Source organism: Jeotgalicoccus sp. S0W5 (assembly GCF_011634875.1).
Taxonomy (GTDB): domain Bacteria; phylum Bacillota; class Bacilli; order Staphylococcales; family Salinicoccaceae; genus Jeotgalicoccus; species Jeotgalicoccus marinus.
Genome location: NZ_SIRQ01000003.1, coordinates 725,348 through 739,096 on the forward strand (window position 1 = coordinate 725,348; position 13,749 = coordinate 739,096).

The following is a 13,749-nucleotide window of genomic DNA, read 5'->3' on the forward strand; positions in this document are numbered from 1 at the left end:
GAACGGAGATGGAGGGAGTTCACAAGTCATGTATATCAAGGCTTTCATGCATTCATTGACAATATATTGCCAAGCTTAAAACTTTTAAATTCAAAACTCAGTTCCCTATACTACCGCTTTTTTTGACAAGCCACCTCTTCCCAGGTGGTTTTTGTTCATGAACGCTATTTTTGTATACTTTGTTGGAAATTTAAAGTGTCAACATGTGATTGCTCAGTCAGGTTCATTTAAGTACCTATTACCTACCCCATTCTGGGACACAGCTGACACTTATGCTATAGCTATCTATATTATACCACATTCGCTCATACAAACGAATTATTAAATGTTCGTCTATATCAGCTAAATATAATCATACCGTCTTACCTCGTAAATATGCTTAAATTCTACATATATTAAGTTAGCCCCTTCACTAACTGTAACCACTCTACTCCAGTTGTCTATATGCTCTACCTTGCACTCGATCTGGTGCTCATATCCACCACTCCAGTAACGCAATATGACATTACAATCTAATAGGTCACGTAACTTTAACTCTAAGGCTTGCAATAAGTCTTCTGTTAATGAAGGTTCTGGCATGTACATTTGTGACTCAATCATCTTGCCTACATTTTCATACTGCTCAGGCATGGTTGCAAATGGTGCCCATTTTACCATTGTTCTTCCCTGGGGTATGTTATTATTCAACTCAGATTGTGGAAGCTCACGATAGTCCATATAATCACCTCACGCTTAATTATATAGAACGTATGTTTGGTGTGTAAAGATAAAAAAAATAACCACCTGCTGTGAGGTGGTTAAAATTCGAATTTTAGTCTGTTTTTATCAGGCTCTTTTTTATATAGGTCACTTATAGTTTGGCTTGCCCCATAAATATTTATATTGTTTTTACCGTTTCTAAAATCTAAGAAGCCTCCATCACTTGTGATATAACTATTGATGCCATTTTCCAGACCAACTGAGATGTGAAGAGAGTCATCAAATTGCATTCCTGATTGGATACTTATATTCTTTGCTTCTTCATTAGCGCTACTGCTAGGAGATCCTACATTAAGAGACATATGATCAAGTGAAGATATTAATTGTTCAGCTTCAGAAAATGCAGTTTGATTTATGAGTTGTCTATCTGTTAAAGGCAGCTTATCTATATCGCTGATTCTATCAATTTTATAATATGTTCTTGCATATTGGAGTCTTAAAATTCTACTCAGTTCATTCTCTACCCAACTTGAATATGCGATAAATTTATCATTTTCCTCCATTAACGCAACAAAATCCGTACAATATGAATGGTGTTTAGAATTTTTGTTGTTTAAGTCGAGCAAAAAATTGGTGTCCACGTATGATAAATCATCTATTTGATCTGCGGTAATGCCGTCAGATGTTCTAATAGAGAAAGCTTTAGTATTAGGGTTGGGATTGTTCATTTATCTCCCTCCCTACTGCGGAATAGTAATTCATCATATATATTTTTATTAAAATCTATACTATACTTTTTGTTTTTATTTTTTTCTCTAAAAGTGTCAGTTTTTTGTTTTTCTCTTTTTTGTTTTATTTTCGTTAAAATTTCTTCTCTTCTTTTCAGTGCGTTCATAGTACATCATCACTCAAAAATTTACTAGCGTCTTTATAGACACCTTCAATTCTTCGAATAATCTCACTGATATTATCTTCTATACCTTGAGAGTCTTTTATGTTTGTATTGGCTAAATTAGAGTTTCTCATAATAGCTTGGAAAAATGTTTCTTTAATATCTTTTTCAAGACCTTGGTTATAATCAGGTTGAACTAAAACATCACCCAGGAAACCATCTTTCTGATAAGATAGTTTATACCCTGAATATTTGATTCCATCCACGTTTGAGAGCTGAGTTCTATTTTCAATCCAATTGTAATTCAACTCATTGGTAACTGTGTAAACTACTTCCACATTTCCTGTGTAGTCATGTAGTAGAGCTTTAAATATTTCGCTTGTCACTTTTGCAATAATTTCTGATGCAGGAGTATCAAGAAAACTTTCTTCGATTCCTGTACTTGTGCCAATTCTAAAAGTTTGTGGGTTTACATCTATATTGAAATCTAATTTTTTTGATGTGTGTGTCACATCTCTTTGTAAGGGTTCAAGAACATTGTCAATGACACTTCTAATTGTGTTCGCCTTAGTTCCTGACATATCCCCGATATTAGCTGGAAAAATCACCTCAATGGTTTTCATAATTTTTCGCCTCCATATTCTTTCTATCAATATCTATATTAGACTACAAATAGAAAAAATAACAGATTTTCATCGCAATCTATGAATAAGAAATTGCGAAAATCTTAAAAATGGCATAAAAAATAACCCCTCTTACAGCCATTCCAGTAACTGTTCGAGGGGTTTGTTAAATCACTATATTGTTTGTAGTAAATCACTTGTTTATGATGTTGTTATTTTATTGCGTTCTTCTTGTGCCAATCTAATACTTTAGAATCCTTCTTCGTACTTAACTTCGTAATTTTACCCCATAATTTCGCTTTACCAAACGATACTGCAGGATTGCGAACACCAAGCGGAACAAAGTAGTAGTTACTATCTTTTCTTCCTGGATACTTAAAGCGTACCCACCAATACCCATCAGCGAACCATACGTGGTCAAAGTTGATGAAGTCGCCTGGTTTTAAGTAGCTACCTTTTGCGACTGGTTTGTTTAAGTGTAGACGTGGTGCGCCTGTAGACTTGTACCCACGACGTACAACGATCGTTTCAGATGCTTCAAATGTTCCTGCGAAGCTCCATCCTTTTTCACTAACGCCTTGTGGCTTCTTACTCACTTTCGGCTTAGAAGTCGTTTTCTTAGACGCACTAGATGAGCCTTTTTTAATTGCGTTAAGGTGCGCTTGGACACGGTTTTTAAACCAGTTCCACTTACCATTCGCTAAGATAACATGTGGGCAATACTTTCCTGAATAGTCTTGGTGTTTCTTAACTTTATCAACGCCCCAACCATATTGGTGAAGTACATACGCTGTATAAAGCGCTGCGTTTTCTTCTGCTTTAAGGTATCTAGCAGATTGATGACCATTGTTACCACCGTCCAATGAGTAACAAATTTCGATGTGTATTGCTCTACGGTTACCTCGTCCATTTGCACCGTCACCTGCTGCGAAAGCATTACGGTTAAATGGAATTGCTTGTACTGCTTCCTTGTCGTCAATTGCTACATGAAATGATGTGTAATTAGCTGTACGGTTCATGTACGCCACTTCATTTCTAGCAGTCGCTGTGTTCGCTGTATTGTGTATACAGACTTCTAGCGGTTGCATTGAATATGGCGCATTGTATTTATACATGCTTGGATTCATCATGTTTACTATCGTATATCCCACGCTATTACCTCCATTATTACCGTCAAGTGACGATAAGTTATTTGTTTCGATTAAGTTAATGAGCTTGTTTGCGTACTGAGGGTCAGTAGCGTACCCCGACGACTGCAACGCTCTCGCTTGCGTTTTATAGTCTTTAGCGTTCAATACGCTTTTATAGTTCTGCGTTCTCCAAGGTGTGGACGTAAAAAAGTTACCATGATCAATGATTGATTCACGATAACTCGGATATTTCTTAAATTCAGCGTTGACTGTCGTCCATCTACCGTTCAGATATTCTTTTGTATGAACGGTGTAGGATTGACCGTTGTAGTTACCTTTAATGCCGAATAGATTATTCGCTTTACGAGCTAATTCCGACTTGCCACGTGCCGATTCCAAAATCGCTTGAGCCACGATTACAGACGGTAATATTTTCGTATTTGAAGGAATGTTCCGTTTAACTTCTTCGATAAAGCTACTCATCGTGATTGACCACTTCGTCAGTTTCTTCAGGCATAACGTCCTCTTCTGCTTCATCTTCTGGAAGTCCGATAAACTCGCCTTGCGCTACTTCTTCGACTTCAAAACCTTCTTCGGGAACTTCTTCAATGCCGATACCTTCTTCGATTTCAACTTCTTCTGCTTTACGGTCTGCCATATTCGTTCCTCCTTATTTTTCGCATAAAAAAGACACCTCAACGTTTGTTAAGATGTCTACTTCAAACCTTTTTTCTTGAGTTCTTCATTCTGCTTTTGCGCTTTTTTTCCGCTAAAATGATTTTTATAGATTGTGTAAGCTGTATATCCAAATCCTGCTACAGCATACAATAATAGACCGAATGAATTGATAAATTCTTCGTTTAACCAATCCAAGCCAAACCCTGCTACACCAGCAAATGCGGAGAATGCGAATAGCACTCCAAGAATTTGATGAATAAGTCCTTTGATTTTATCGTTCTTCACTTCTTCTTAATTTTCCCTTCGCTTACAGTGAATTGTTCACGTTCCATCAATAGTTCACCCCCCCCCTAAAAAAAGAATTGCGCTAGACCAAATGCAGCCGCCCCTAATGTGGACACCGCACCAATCAGCGCAATAATTATTTTTGTGTTTTGGTCTTTCTTACTCTTTTGTGTTTCTTCGATGCCTTTCAGTCTCTTGCTCTGATCCTTCTGCACATATTCAATATCAACAATCCGATCTTTGTAGCCCGCCATTGTTGTATTTAATGTTTCCATCTTGCCATCGATACTCTCCAACGTCTTATTCAACGGCTTCTGACTTTCCATAAAAGTATGCAGAAGCAACTTCAAATCACTGTGCTTATCATCGTGCTTGCTATCCACCTGATTAATGCGTTTGTGCAGAGTACCTTTTGTTTGTTCTAACTCATGCCTTAATACATACCTTTCATCTGCCACACACGCAACCCTCCTAAAAATGCCAACATACCATTCATGCCGCTCAAAGTAATATACTGCACGGGTGTAAGCCAATTGACGGCATTCCCGAACCCTGCAATCGTAATGATAAAGTAAGCGACTGATGAACCGAGTCCGCCGATTAAAAGAAACCATGCAAAACTAATAGTTGTATTTCTTTTCGGAAGTTTCAAACTGGCTCCGATGACTAATAAACCGCTCAAAGTAAAAATGACTCCCCAACACCATAACGGCATCGCATAATTCAATGTGGTGTACAAAGTAGAATCTGATATAGATCTGCCGTTTTCTATTATCCAAAATATGCCACGTTCGATAGTGAACAACCCAGATGCGAACAACATAATACTAGCGATAGTTTCGGCATAGCTCATTTTCTTTTCAATCCCAATCACACCCCTTTCTGCATAATAAAAACCCACGGTTATTCCGCAGGCTCTAGCACATCTTCTGCACTCTTGAAATCTTCGTGCGTTTTAAGCATCGTATAAGCGTATTCAAATATATTCACATTCAATAAATCTTCTTTTGAGTAGTCCCACGTTACCGCTCTAGGTTGTGCGATAGGCAAGTGTCCTTCCTGATGCGCTTTTTGACTGGCATACCCTGTAATTACTACCTGGAAGTTAAAATCATTAAAGTTTATCTTGTCTAATCGGTAATATAATCCCTCTAATTCAATACCTGTGTTTGGGTCTTTATTCATCGTTAATCCCATTTGATTCACTCCTTATGGAAAGTCAGTTTGTTCCCTTGTATTTATACGCATTCCGGCTACAGTGTCTCCATCGCCTTCTTTTCTGAACTCAACATAACAATATCTACGCACTCCATAATCTAGTGGTTCGCCTATATCCATCAATAATCTGCTACCGTATTCTAAATCATCATTTAATGTCGTCCTCTGCTCGTTTGAATATTGATTGAGCATACGTAATCTCGCTCGAGCTGCCGGTGCTGATGATAGAGTGTTCAACGTAACGTACACGCGTAAATAACGCGCTTCATGACTGAAACTGAAGAAGCCACCGGTCTGGTACTGGTTGCTTGAAGTGAGAATATAGTTTTTAGAAAACTCTCCATCTCCTTGCCTAACATCGGGACCGAAAGAGTGTGGGTATGTCCACGATACAGCGGGATTCCGCAGTATGAAACCGTTATTGATAACGTCACGCCCACTAGATGTGGATATTCTAACGTGCCCGTTTCGGAAGTGTGCGCCTTGCGGTGTTATCTCCGTATATCGATTTAAATCACTCGCATCTGTCCACTTCGCCACATCGCCATCAATGCTGAATAAACCCTTTGTCCCGACAACTCGGACTAAGTGAGTGAGTATCTGTCCACTCGTAATTGCGTTAGCCACAATACCGTCTGCGCTGATAACCGTTGGAGCAGTCTTGCCACCATCTGTGGATATATAAATACCAGCACTGTTTAAGCCGAGAATGTTGTTCGGATTTGCTTTGTCGATTGCAAATATGCCGTTATCGAGCTTTAACTCACTGTCTACCGATTGTATTTTCAGCAGTAAATCTTTCGACATACTTTCTAATACATCAAACGGTAGCTGTATTTTACCTGCAAGTAAATCCGCCATATTTTTTGCAACTGTAGATAAATTCGCTTTAAATCGTTTGCCTGCGTTGGCACTGCCGAATACTACATCACATTGAGTAATACGGTTACGCTCGTCTTTCGTTGTTGTAACGGACTGCACACGTATTTCGGCATCGAACCCAATCCGCTCATCGACTAGGAATGTTCTGTCACCTTTCAATGGGACGGCTGTTTCATATCCCATTTTACGAACATCGTGCAAGGTCGCTTCAACGGTAATGTACAGCGATTCGTCTATTTCTTTCTGTAATCGTGCATCCAACGTGTCCTTGCTCGTAATACGTCCGTCTTTAAAAACTTTCGGCTCACGGATACCTACAATATCTGCAAGTGGGGAAGTTTTCTCGCTTTTGAGCTTAGCGTTCTTTAAGTAATCTTCTTCGCCTTCTTCAAAGTTTCCGAAACCTTTAATGTGTGTGATGAGTGCGCTGGCATCAACTGCTTTCGATACGTTGGAAGCGTTCAGTTTGTAGCGGTATTCAAAGTTCGTATCATTCCCGATTTGATGCTTTAGGTAAATCGTTTTTCCTTGAATGTAAAATTCGTAGCCGTAACGATCTAACCCTTTTTTAAACAGCTCCATACGTGTCTGACCCTTGCCGAAGCCCTCCCACTGTTCAGCGTAAGAAGGATTGACGAGAACAAAATTATAACCTGTGCCATCAAACACTCGTGTGAAGTAGTCTACTGCCGTCAGTGAGCCGTTATACAGGTAATGAATAATGCTTGTGCGGAATTTATCATAAAAAAGAGGAATACCCCTCACATCTAAGTGAAAGCCATTCCCGTTTGTTATTTGCTTGATATACGTGATTTTATACTCGATGTCATCCTGCGTGACTGTCCACATTTCGGATATAGATTTTAAATCGAGATTGCTGTTTCGCTGTTTGTAAATCTTCAGCTTAATATCCTCATCGCCGTTGACTTCCGAGTGCATCGTTTTAACTGCGGTGATGGCGTGTTCATTGCCTTGTAGGTCTGTTAAAAATGTTATAGTGGTTCACCTCGCTTTCTAATAACTAATTTCAGTACCCGCTATTTCTTTATTCCCAAATTCACCACGGCGGATGTATACTTCATCGTCGACACTTTGTGAAATAATACTCTTGGCACTACCTATTGTAGATACGTTATCAAGGAATATCTTAGCGCCACCGTTCACTATAATGTCATAGCCCTGGTAAGAATCAAATGCGATACAGTTCAGATTCCATGATTCCGTTCCTGCATTGACATCAGCGATGTTACCACCGTCATTATAACCATAGTAACCATTTAATCTAATACCTTTGAGCCCATCATGAAGCGTTGAGCCATTATCAGATCGGCTTCCGCCTGTACCTTTTAACTCTCCATTGTCTATACCTTTGCAACCAATTTCATTCATATAAGGCTTGCTACCGCCAGTACCCATGTGGTAGTTAAATCCGTCCATCGGATTTTTAGCAGCGATAACATTTTGGCATACAGATGATACCCCACCTACAATTTCAAGACCGTTTGCGTTTACTTGTAAACCGTGAAGGAATTTACAATTTTTAGCGTAAAATCTGATTCCGTTAGCTACTGTACGGACAGGCCTTTGTCCGCCGATTACTTCGATGTTTTCTAAATACAGGTAGGTAATATCATTTGTCGTCAAGATGTTTTGATTCGAGATTAATGGTAATACATCATTATTGTCGGGTTGTTCTTTAGCGTGAATATAAGTCGTGTTATCTATTACATAAAATGAATTAGTAGTATTATTCACTTCGGATATTGAATTTACAAGTTCGTAAGTTAAATATCCATCGCCATCAGGGATCCTTAAATCGACCACTTTTTGCGTGTTTTTTTGTTCGGTTTGATACACATTTTTGTATCCGCTCGTTTTTACCCAACTTGGTTTATTGGTCGCAATTAGTCGTGCCACACCATCATAACTAGATATATTAATATTTTTATTGACAGCAGGCAAAGCGGCGTTGTATCTGTAATGATTGCCGCCTTTTAATTTTATTTCACCAACATCAGCTCTAGTAATAGCTTGAGCATATGTTTTAAAAGGAGTTTGAGGAGTTAGACCGTCTGCGCTGTTTACACCGTTTTCAAAGTCTACATAGTAAGTCGTTCCTAAATTACGTTTACTTTCTGAAACGTCATAATCCGTCATAAAAGTATCTTTACCATCGTAATAAATTCGGTCGCTTATTTCAGTATTTTTAAGACTGAAATTATTTGGAGTTTTAACCTTAATCGGTGGTAACTTGTCTGCATCATCGATTTTATACTTTTCTAAATCAGCTTCAACTTTTTCTAAGTGTTGTTCCAATTCATTGATATATCCATCTCTTAAATTTATTCTTGGAGATGCCATCACAATAGGATTTGTAATAGTGGCGCTTAAAGATCCTCCCCTGTTATCTGCTCTAAATTCAATGACATTAGCGTTTGAAGGGACAGTTATATTTTCTATACCATATATACCAAAGTCTTTTCTACTCGGATAAATCGCGCCACCTATTTGTGTGAATGAACTGTCTAAAAAACGTATGCCAATAGTTGCTTCGGGATTTGAATTTTGAACAATAAAACTTACCACTCTTTTGTTTAACAATTCACCGACAACTTTTAACCGATAGAAAAAATAACCTGTTTGAGGGGCTAAAACTATCTTCTTATCATTAGTCAGTGACCCCGATGGGCTGCTTGAAGATTGTAATGAATGATAGTATATATCTTCAACTTGAGAAGCGTATGTGGTGAGATGCAATTCTCCGGTCGGATTCAATATCAAGTTTTTATTGACACCATAGAACTCACGTATAGCAGATTCAAAGTTTAAACCCTCTACTCCGTCATCCGATATATTCTCGTAATCAACTGCGCCATTCACAAGATGTCTATTTTCTACACTATCATCCAGTAGATTAGTTGCTTCGATAGTGCCATTATTTAATTGTGCTAAAAAATCAGATGTAAAGAATGTACTATCAAGCAGTCTTCCATTTTTGTTAAAATCATCAGCGGTCACTTGCCCTTTTTTTATTTTGTCAGCAATAGAATCAACGTTACTTCTTAAACTATTATTTAAATCGTAGTAACCGACTTCGCCACTTTTTAATAGTCCGTTGACAGTTTGTATCAACGTCGCATACTGCGCAGGTGTCAATTGTCCATTAGCAACTAAATCTTGAATGGATATTCCTTGACGTTCAACACTTTTAGATAATTCATTTAGCGCATTTCTATTACGTCTATCCCATACACTTCCAAAAATAAAAGCCATTTAAAATCCTCCTCCCTTACATATAATAAAATTTAAAACTAACGGTAATCTGACTAAACGTTGCCCCTGTAATTTCAAAGTTATTCACTCCTGGTACAAGTCTTATTCGTTGCCTGTTCGTATTCCTTAACGCATTGATTGCAGTACCTTCCATAATGTTCATACCGTCCAGATATATATTCCGATTAGTCACCGATTTGTTAAACGCAAACGTTTCACCCGTTGTTTTATTTGTGAACTTCAACGATCCGTCTGTGGTCACTAAGCCTAGCGTGATGTAGATATACATGCTTTCAGGCTCTACCGTCACATTGCCTGCGTTCCAAACGCTGAATGTTTTTTCGGTGAACACATACTGCGTTTTTTCGTCATCAATGTTATCGACAAGTCCGTACTTCTCAGCTAAAGCACTTAAGCCTGTATCATTTAATTCTTTAGTGGTGTATACACTCTCGCCATAAGGTAAGTCTGTTGTTTCCAATTCAATCACAAATTCATTCGTCAGTAGTTCTTCGTGGTCGATTGCATTGACCTTAACCACTTTGTGCTGTTGTCCATTCACATATTCAGGTTCACCAAAATTAAGTTCCCCTGTTTTCTGACCAGGCGACTCATATTCCACATCGACTGATTTTATTCGTTTCTCACGAATATAAAATTCACCATCGAACAATTCATTTATTGCGTTTCGTAAATGTGATATGTCGTGAATGTCATACGCATCAGCCTTAATGTTTAAAGTGATTTTCCTAAACTTATCTTCACTACCAGCAAACAGTCTGCTACGACCGTCTATACCGTCGTTAAACGTTTGATTCTGTTGTATTCCACCAACTACAAAAGAAAGCACCTCTAGTGAGGTGCCCGTCAGTTTGTTATTCGACACAAGATAACTCGTGCCATTTTTAATTAATTCTGCATCTACAAAAATTATAAGCACCTCCTAGAATGCTAAACTTTCATCTATTCCATCTTCTTCCTGAATATAACTTCGGATCATCTCAACATCGCCTTCATTTCGTACAGTCACATTGACTTGTGGGCGTTGTGTTTCAATGCCGGATTGGATGTCTGCATCCACTGTACTGCGTAGCTCACGGTTGAAGTTTCCAATCTGACTATCTATATCAGCGGTAGTCGTTAAGTCCGGTGCAAACGAGTTTGTCATATCCCTAGCCACATCTGTGACTGCACCGACTGCACGACTACCCATGCGTTCAATACCTATTTGTAGACCTTGCATTGTATATTCACCAAATGAACGGAATACACGTGATGGAGAGTTGATACCGAGTAAGTTTTTAGCACCTGCTATGGCATCACCAACAACACCTTTAGCAGCGTTTATAGCTGAACTTGCCATACTTTTAATTCCGTCAACAAGACCACGTATTAAATCAGCACCTGCGCTAACCATGTCACCGACAAAACCAGCGACTGCGGATACAATATTGCTACCCATAGTTGTTACTGCACTCACCGCATTTGCACCACCAGAAACGATAGCAGACACAAATTCTGACATTGCAGATATGATAGCAGACACGATTTGAGCCCCAAAGGACACGATAGCACTGATTCCTGATGCGATAAAACTTGAGATAGTACTCAGAGCATTAGCTGTTCCACTAGCAATAGAACTCACAAAATTAGCCATCGCACTAACGATAGTGGAGACAATTTGCGCTCCAAAACTGATGATTGCACTGATTCCAGATGCGATGAATGATGCAATCGAGCTAATCGCACTCGCTAAACCACTTGCAATACTGGACACGAATGATGCCATTGTTGAAGCGATACTACTGATGATGCTTGCACCAAAGCTAATGATGCTAGAAATCACGTTCGCTATCCACGTTGTAAAGTTTGTAAATGCTGTAGCGAGATTTGTCGCAATTGCAGTTGCAAACTGAACTAATGCTGTTGTGATTGTGGTCACTAGATTTACACCGAATTGTATAATGCTTGTTATGACATTAGTTATCCAAGTGATGAAATTATTGTATGCAGTCGTTAAGTTAGTCAAAATTGCAGTAGCGAATTGAATTAATGCATTAGTAATAGTAGTCACTAAATTTATTCCAAAATCGATAATACCTGTAATTATGTCAGAAATCCATGTTGTAAAGGCGGTTTTAGCTTCAAGTAATTTTGTGAGAATAATTAAACCAAAAGCCATTAAAGCTGTTCTTATGCTTTCTACAACTCCAGTTCCCCACTCAATAAATGCTGTAATAACTTCTGAAATCCAAGTCGTGATTGCAGTCCAAGTTTGAGCCAATCCTTCAGAAATGATCGTAACAATCGTATTCCAAGCTGCTTCAAATATTCCCTGTCCTTGTTCTCTAAATTGATTAAAGGTTTCAATGATTAATGCAATTCTTTCTTGAATGAATGTGGTCACGAACTCCCAAACTGTGTTTACAATATTACGGAATCCTTCGACATTCTGATAAAGAGTAACAAAGGCTTCAGCTAATAAAAGTATTCCAGTTATAACCCATCCTACTGGACCTAATAGCATAGAAAGTCCTTTACCTAGTAGGGATATTACCCCTCTAACTAAAGTCCCTATCTTTAAAAATCTGAATAAAGTAGCTATAAAAGGAATTAAAGTTTCTTTTACAAATATGAATGCTGGAGCTAATATCATCAATATACCAGCTAAGGTTGTAATTAACCCTACAATCTGTGCAACAATTGGATTCGCTTTGAATAATTCAGATATCCATCCAGTAATTGCAGTCACAACATTTAATACAATCTGTGCAATCGGTGCCATGGCAGTTGCGAAGTTGACAACCATCATCACGATGTTTCCAATCAAACTTACTACAGTTGGTCCATTAGTTTGGATATAGTCGATAAACTTTTGGAATCCGTCTGATTCCTTAATTGTGGACGACCACTCTCTAAAGCGTTCCATCATATTTTGTAATCCATCTAAAACTGTCGAGCTGTTCTCACCGAATGCAGCGAATAAATCGATAACTCCTAGGAAAAAGTCACCAAATATCTTACCAATCTTAGGCATATTCTCTTGAACATACGCTATGAAATCATGAAAACCATTCGTTTCTGCCATTCTTGATGCCCACTCAGCAAATTGAGTGCCTAAGTTATTGAAACCCTCTGCTACCCATTCAATTAAAGGCATTGCGGCGTTGACCATATCGATTAGACCTTGTCCGAATCGTCCTAGTCCACGAATTATGTTCTCAAAAACTGCTGTACCTTTTGAGTTCATATTGTCAAAAAACCTAAGCATTGTCGGAGACTCTTGCACGAATGCTTTCAACTCATTTGTCATTCTCGTCATGGAATCGACCACTTGGTTTATGAATGGTGTTAGACCTTCCAATGCGAATTGAGCAGTGTATATTGCTTGACCCATTTGCATGAATATCTTGTCGATGTTCTGATCAACTATTCCATTCCAAGTCGCTTTAATACTATCTAACGCTCTAGTGAAAGCATTAGATGCTTCAGTTGCTTCAAAAGCTTCATCATTGTATCTAGCAAGTACAGATGCAACCAAACCACCGTATGCAGCAGCACCAGCAAATGCTATACCAACTGCACCGAGGAAACCTGCTAAATTACCTGCAGTCACACCAATTGCATTACCTAACGCCATTACCGCTGATGTTAGACCTGCAATAATCGGTATTAAAGCACTGAATGATGCAACCAATGTTCCACGTACCATGTTACCTAGCACTGTTCCAACTGCAGAAATCATTTTCGCTAGTCTCATGAGTTCGTTTTGGAAGTTATCGTTCATTCTATCTACTTCTGTGACGAAGTTTCTTAAATTTTGTCTAGCATTTTTGAATCTAAGGACAACATTCTTTTCAATATTTTTCCGTGAAAAAATACGTGACATGGCTTCTGCCTGTAGCAATCCACGTCTGAAGCGACTAATGTCCGCATCAACTTCTACTTCAACTTCATCCTGTAATGATGCTGCTTGAGCTTGCGCACGTTTCAACTTACGTTCAAAGTCTCTAATATCAGCTTGTATTTCAGCTACAAACCTTGATACATCATCCATCGCCCCACTCCT

14 protein-coding genes are annotated in these 13,749 nt (G+C 38.6%); all 14 read right to left on the reverse strand.

The annotated features are described in order from the left end of the window. Nucleotides 1–342: 342 nt before the first annotated feature. The 14 genes from EYB29_RS06020 to EYB29_RS06085 all read right to left on the reverse strand — a co-directional run bounded on the left by EYB29_RS06020 (nt 343) and on the right by EYB29_RS06085 (nt 13,737). Nucleotides 343–717 carry a YolD-like family protein gene (locus tag EYB29_RS06020; RefSeq protein WP_166626834.1) on the reverse strand — a complete coding sequence of 125 codons (375 nt, stop codon included), beginning with the start codon at nt 715–717 and terminating at the stop codon, nt 343–345. An 80-nt stretch (nt 718–797) separates the two neighbouring features. Continuing rightward, nucleotides 798–1,427 (reverse strand): type II toxin-antitoxin system VapC family toxin, encoded by a 630-nt coding sequence (locus tag EYB29_RS06025; protein ID WP_026866637.1) that lies wholly within the window; start codon nt 1,425–1,427, stop codon nt 798–800. Then, the gene (locus EYB29_RS06030) at nt 1,424–1,594 is read right to left on the reverse strand and encodes a hypothetical protein (RefSeq protein WP_156889146.1); all 171 of its coding nucleotides are present in this window, start codon (nt 1,592–1,594) and stop codon (nt 1,424–1,426) included. The genes EYB29_RS06025 and EYB29_RS06030 overlap by 4 nt, the downstream gene beginning before the upstream one ends. Then, nucleotides 1,591–2,214: a hypothetical protein gene (locus EYB29_RS06035; RefSeq protein ID WP_166626835.1), complete on the reverse strand. Its 624-nt coding sequence runs from the start codon at nt 2,212–2,214 to the stop codon at nt 1,591–1,593. Before EYB29_RS06035 ends, EYB29_RS06030 begins: the two co-directional genes overlap by 4 nt. 212 nt (nt 2,215–2,426) lie before the next feature. Beyond that, nucleotides 2,427–3,827 carry a glucosaminidase domain-containing protein gene (locus tag EYB29_RS06040; RefSeq protein ID WP_166626836.1) on the reverse strand — a complete coding sequence of 467 codons (1,401 nt, stop codon included), beginning with the start codon at nt 3,825–3,827 and terminating at the stop codon, nt 2,427–2,429. Next, entirely contained in the window at nt 3,820–4,002 is a 183-nt protein-coding gene (locus EYB29_RS06045) for a hypothetical protein (protein ID WP_166626837.1), read from the reverse strand. The genes EYB29_RS06040 and EYB29_RS06045 overlap by 8 nt, the downstream gene beginning before the upstream one ends. A gap of 56 nt (nt 4,003–4,058) precedes the next feature. Next, nucleotides 4,059–4,307, reverse strand: a complete 249-nt coding sequence (locus EYB29_RS06050) for a hypothetical protein (protein ID WP_166626838.1) — start codon at nt 4,305–4,307, stop codon at nt 4,059–4,061. Nucleotides 4,308–4,372: 65 nt separating this feature from the next. Then, a complete protein-coding gene (locus EYB29_RS06055; protein WP_166626839.1) occupies nt 4,373–4,765 on the reverse strand; it encodes a hypothetical protein in 393 nt (130 codons plus the stop codon). After that, nucleotides 4,741–4,959: a hypothetical protein gene (locus EYB29_RS11475; RefSeq protein WP_205710594.1), complete on the reverse strand. Its 219-nt coding sequence runs from the start codon at nt 4,957–4,959 to the stop codon at nt 4,741–4,743. Before EYB29_RS11475 ends, EYB29_RS06055 begins: the two co-directional genes overlap by 25 nt. Before the next feature lie 251 nt (nt 4,960–5,210). Then, a complete protein-coding gene (locus tag EYB29_RS06065) occupies nt 5,211–5,504 on the reverse strand; it encodes a hypothetical protein (RefSeq protein WP_166626841.1) in 294 nt (97 codons plus the stop codon). Nucleotides 5,505–5,516: 12 nt separating this feature from the next. Further along, nucleotides 5,517–7,403 carry a phage tail protein gene (locus EYB29_RS06070; RefSeq protein WP_483299982.1) on the reverse strand — a complete coding sequence of 629 codons (1,887 nt, stop codon included), beginning with the start codon at nt 7,401–7,403 and terminating at the stop codon, nt 5,517–5,519. 18 nt (nt 7,404–7,421) lie between these two features. Then, nucleotides 7,422–9,680 carry a hypothetical protein gene (locus EYB29_RS06075; protein WP_166626843.1) on the reverse strand — a complete coding sequence of 753 codons (2,259 nt, stop codon included), beginning with the start codon at nt 9,678–9,680 and terminating at the stop codon, nt 7,422–7,424. 16 nt (nt 9,681–9,696) lie between these two features. Further along, nucleotides 9,697–10,620 (reverse strand): phage tail family protein, encoded by a 924-nt coding sequence (locus EYB29_RS06080; protein WP_166626844.1) that lies wholly within the window; start codon nt 10,618–10,620, stop codon nt 9,697–9,699. Nucleotides 10,621–10,623: 3 nt separating this feature from the next. Further along, nucleotides 10,624–13,737: a phage tail family protein gene (locus EYB29_RS06085; RefSeq protein ID WP_166626845.1), complete on the reverse strand. Its 3,114-nt coding sequence runs from the start codon at nt 13,735–13,737 to the stop codon at nt 10,624–10,626. Nucleotides 13,738–13,749: the final 12 nt, after the last annotated feature.

Excerpts from the sequence above, each read along its gene's own strand:
- EYB29_RS06020 (WP_166626834.1), bottom strand. The coding sequence starts at position 717 with ATGGACTATCGTGAGCTTCCACAATCTGAGTTGAATAATAACATACCC.
- EYB29_RS06025 (WP_026866637.1), bottom strand. The coding sequence starts at position 1,427 with ATGAACAATCCCAACCCTAATACTAAAGCTTTCTCTATTAGAACATCT.
- EYB29_RS06030 (WP_156889146.1), bottom strand. The coding sequence starts at position 1,594 with ATGAACGCACTGAAAAGAAGAGAAGAAATTTTAACGAAAATAAAACAA.
- EYB29_RS06035 (WP_166626835.1), bottom strand. The coding sequence starts at position 2,214 with ATGAAAACCATTGAGGTGATTTTTCCAGCTAATATCGGGGATATGTCA.
- EYB29_RS06040 (WP_166626836.1), bottom strand. The coding sequence starts at position 3,827 with ATGAGTAGCTTTATCGAAGAAGTTAAACGGAACATTCCTTCAAATACG.
- EYB29_RS06045 (WP_166626837.1), bottom strand. The coding sequence starts at position 4,002 with ATGGCAGACCGTAAAGCAGAAGAAGTTGAAATCGAAGAAGGTATCGGC.
- EYB29_RS06065 (WP_166626841.1), bottom strand. The coding sequence starts at position 5,504 with ATGGGATTAACGATGAATAAAGACCCAAACACAGGTATTGAATTAGAG.
- EYB29_RS06075 (WP_166626843.1), bottom strand. The coding sequence starts at position 9,680 with ATGGCTTTTATTTTTGGAAGTGTATGGGATAGACGTAATAGAAATGCG.
- EYB29_RS06085 (WP_166626845.1), bottom strand. The coding sequence starts at position 13,737 with ATGGATGATGTATCAAGGTTTGTAGCTGAAATACAAGCTGATATTAGA.